At 66.1% G+C, this 2,933-nt stretch carries 3 protein-coding genes and 1 pseudogene; all 4 read left to right on the plus strand.

The annotated features are described in order from the left end of the window. A pseudogene (locus VF794_RS23500) lies at positions 1–271 on the plus strand (hypothetical protein); the annotation flags it as partial. A gap of 361 nt (positions 272–632) precedes the next feature. Next, positions 633–1,058 carry a type II secretion system protein GspG gene (locus VF794_RS23505; protein ID WP_331114032.1) on the plus strand — a complete coding sequence of 142 codons (426 nt, stop codon included), beginning with the start codon at positions 633–635 and terminating at the stop codon, positions 1,056–1,058. A 417-nt stretch (positions 1,059–1,475) separates the two neighbouring features. Next, positions 1,476–1,700 (plus strand): hypothetical protein, encoded by a 225-nt coding sequence (locus VF794_RS23510; RefSeq protein ID WP_331114034.1) that lies wholly within the window; start codon positions 1,476–1,478, stop codon positions 1,698–1,700. A 545-nt stretch (positions 1,701–2,245) separates the two neighbouring features. Further along, positions 2,246–2,692: a hypothetical protein gene (locus tag VF794_RS23515; protein WP_331114036.1), complete on the plus strand. Its 447-nt coding sequence runs from the start codon at positions 2,246–2,248 to the stop codon at positions 2,690–2,692. The last annotated feature ends 241 nt before the right edge of the window (positions 2,693–2,933 follow it).

Consider the following 2,933-nt stretch of genomic DNA (forward strand, 5'->3'; position numbering starts at 1 on the left):
GGAGGGGATGCCAGAGCCTTTCACCAGCGGTCGGCTCACGGACACGACGCCCCAGGGGGAACCCGTGCTCGCGCGACCGCTCCCGCGTGAGCCCTTCAAGGGGCAGAAGCGCCCCCCATGCAGTCGCCACATCGAGGTCGAACTCGTTGGAGCCTGCTGGTCGCCTCACAAGCTGAAGGCCCCGTGCCCGGACGAACTCTACGAGCACGAGGGAGAGTGCTACGTGCCCTCGTTCAGCGCCAGGCCGCCGCCCCCGTCACTCGGGCGGTGAGTGCGCCGGGAACGATGTCTGGGGAGCTGAAGGACAGACAGCCAAAAGCCTCCTCTCCTCAGGGGGAGGTTCCGGCCGAGTTCGGGCGCAACTGGTCCAATGGTTGTACCAGTCGGCACGTCGCGCGGCCGGAAGGTGCCCCGTTCTTTGCGACAAGAGCACCCCTGAAGAGATCGTCTGACTCGACTTTCGCCATTTTTGACCGGTTCCCTCTGAAACCTTCTCGGGGACCTTCTCGGACAGAATGGCGGCCCGGCCCCGCACTCGTGGACAGTCAGGCATGGACGGAGGGAGCCCGGACTCGCGGAAACGCGTACTGGCCTCGCGCGCGGATGGTACGTGGCTTGAAGAGCCCCCCGTCATGGCTCACGTGAAACCCAGACACCCCAAACTCACCGCGAAGGCGTTCCTTCGCGACCTCCTGTTCACCCTCGGGGTCTGCCTGGCCATTGTCCTGTGGGCGGCCGTGCTGTGGGCCGGTGCGCTGTGGCCCTCCCATGTCGTGTACATCAGCTGCTCGAAGCAGGACTTCGCCCGGCAGGACCTCGCGAACCTCCAGAATGCCTTGAAGCTCTATCACTCGAGGCATCAGCGCTTTCCTTCCACCGAAGAGGGAATGCGCGAGTTCGTGAAACGCCAGCTTCTGGATCAGGTTCCGATCGACCCCTGGGGGCGGCCCTATGGCTATGAGCTCCACGAGGGCCATCCCCGGGTGTGGAGCCTGGGCGCGGACGGCGCCCCCGGGGGCGAGGACGTGGACGCGGACCTCTTCCTCGAACAGCGGTGAACATGGGGACCCAGGAAAGGTGTCAGACTCGACTTTCGCCATTTTGAGGAGAGCAGGCGGGTAAGCGAGGAGGGCTGGAGCGCAGGAGGAAGGCGGCCAACGGGAATGGTGTACACCGATGACCGCCCCCTCCTTGAACACGCTGCTGTCGATACTTTTGCTCGTCAGCCCCGCCTTCACACGACCCTCGTTCCGCCGCTTCCTCACCCTGTTTGCAGGCTGGGTGCGAACCAGCCGACTGCATGCCGTCACCGAGTCGCTGGTGGTCGCAGGCGTTTCCGGCACCCTGCACCACGCCGCCTTCCACCGATTCTTCTCCCGCCCCTGCTGGTGCCTGGACGAGGTAGGGCACCTGCTGCTGCTCAAGCTGGTGGCGCTCGCACCGGGGCCGCCCGGGGAAGGTGTCAAAGAACTCGTTTGGCACCTCGTCCTCGCATGGAGCGCGCCGCGCGGGAGCCCTTCCCTCGCTTCATCAAGCCGCTCGTACCCAAGCAGTTCCGCGCGCGCGTCTACCCCGGGCCCCCGGAACTCGAGGAGGAGTTCCGGGGACTCACGGCGGACACCGCCGTGCTGTCCGCCGAAGTGGTGGACATCCAGGCGGAGGCACGCTCCGTCGTCCTCGACCAGCAGTCGGACGGGTGACACCCAAAGAAAAAGCCTCATTCCCGGGCGCGAGGGAGATGCTGAGATGAAGGCATGCGCTCCTTCGCGTGGGTGGCTCTGACATGCAGCTGCCTCGTGGGCTGTGCTGGCGGCCCGAGGCAACTGCGTCAATCCCTGGGACCAGGACCTGGTCCGGGTTGCGTGAGCACCCTGGATTGTGCGTGCAAGAACGGCTCGCAAGCGGCCTGCGAGCAATTGGGGACGTCGCCCAGAGTGCCGAGGCCCAAGGAGCCCAAGCCTCCAGGTTCCGGACCTGTTCCACCGCTCGGCACGGGCAAGGAGCCTACCGCGAGCGAGACTCGCGAGCCGGACCAGGACACCAAGGACCGGTGCGCGGAGCATTACGCGAAGTGCGTGGAATCGGGCGGTGCCAGCCTGCCCGGACATGTCTCGGGCTACACTCGCTGTGCTTCCTGCCTGAGGTATTGCGCGTCCAATGGCTTCTGGCCGGAAGCCATCTATACGTGGAACCAGGTGAGGCTGCCATGCCCCGGCATCTGACGCCGGAACAAGAAGAGCGGTTCATGGGCTGGGCGCGAGAGTTGGAGAGCCTGTTCCTCCCGCTCCGGGAAGCGTCCATCCCCGAGCAGGTCCAGGCGTACAAACAGTTGGAGAAGCGAATCCTCAAGGAGACGCGCACCGCGTTCGAGAGGCAGGAGATGCGGAGGCGAATCGCCGAGACCCTGCTCATGGTGACCAGTGCCGGTCCCTGGAGAGGGTTCTCGCCATATCTGCGGCGGATGGAACGGCTGGGCTACTCCTCGATGGACTGCCGCCTGTTGGTCTGCTCCTGGGCCGCGCAGGCCACGAAGGGTTCTCTAGCGGGGAGGCGGAAGACGGCCGCGCTCATCGCGGAGTTCGAGCGGCGAGCGCGTGGCCGAAAGCTGTATCCGGAACTGCGGCAGCAGATCGACCACATGCTGACGCGGGCTCGACGCTTCGCGGGTCTCGACACGGGGAAGGACACGTAGGACCACGGGAGCACCCTTGCCCCGATGTACCGGGCACGTCCTGGAGCAGGGGCTCGGCTCCGTGGGAAGAAGAGCGTTGGGCCTCGGGCAGGTAGGGAGGCCAGCGAGGAGTACGTGTGGACGAGCGGAAGAAGCCCGAGTCGAGCGGGGACGAGGTGGAGCGGTTGGGGCCCTATCGGCTCGAGGAGCAGATGCCGCAGGACGGGTACAGCCGGGGGGCGCTCTACCGGGCCACGCACGA

Origin of the sequence: Archangium sp. (assembly GCF_036389735.1) — a bacterium.
Classification (GTDB): Bacteria; Myxococcota; Myxococcia; order Myxococcales; family Myxococcaceae; genus Archangium.

What these genes read in the sequence shown, in the direction of transcription:
- VF794_RS23505 (WP_331114032.1), top strand. Translation starts at nt 633, where the DNA reads ATGGCTCACGTGAAACCCAGACACCCCAAACTCACCGCGAAGGCGTTC.
- VF794_RS23515 (WP_331114036.1), top strand. Translation starts at nt 2,246, where the DNA reads ATGGGCTGGGCGCGAGAGTTGGAGAGCCTGTTCCTCCCGCTCCGGGAA.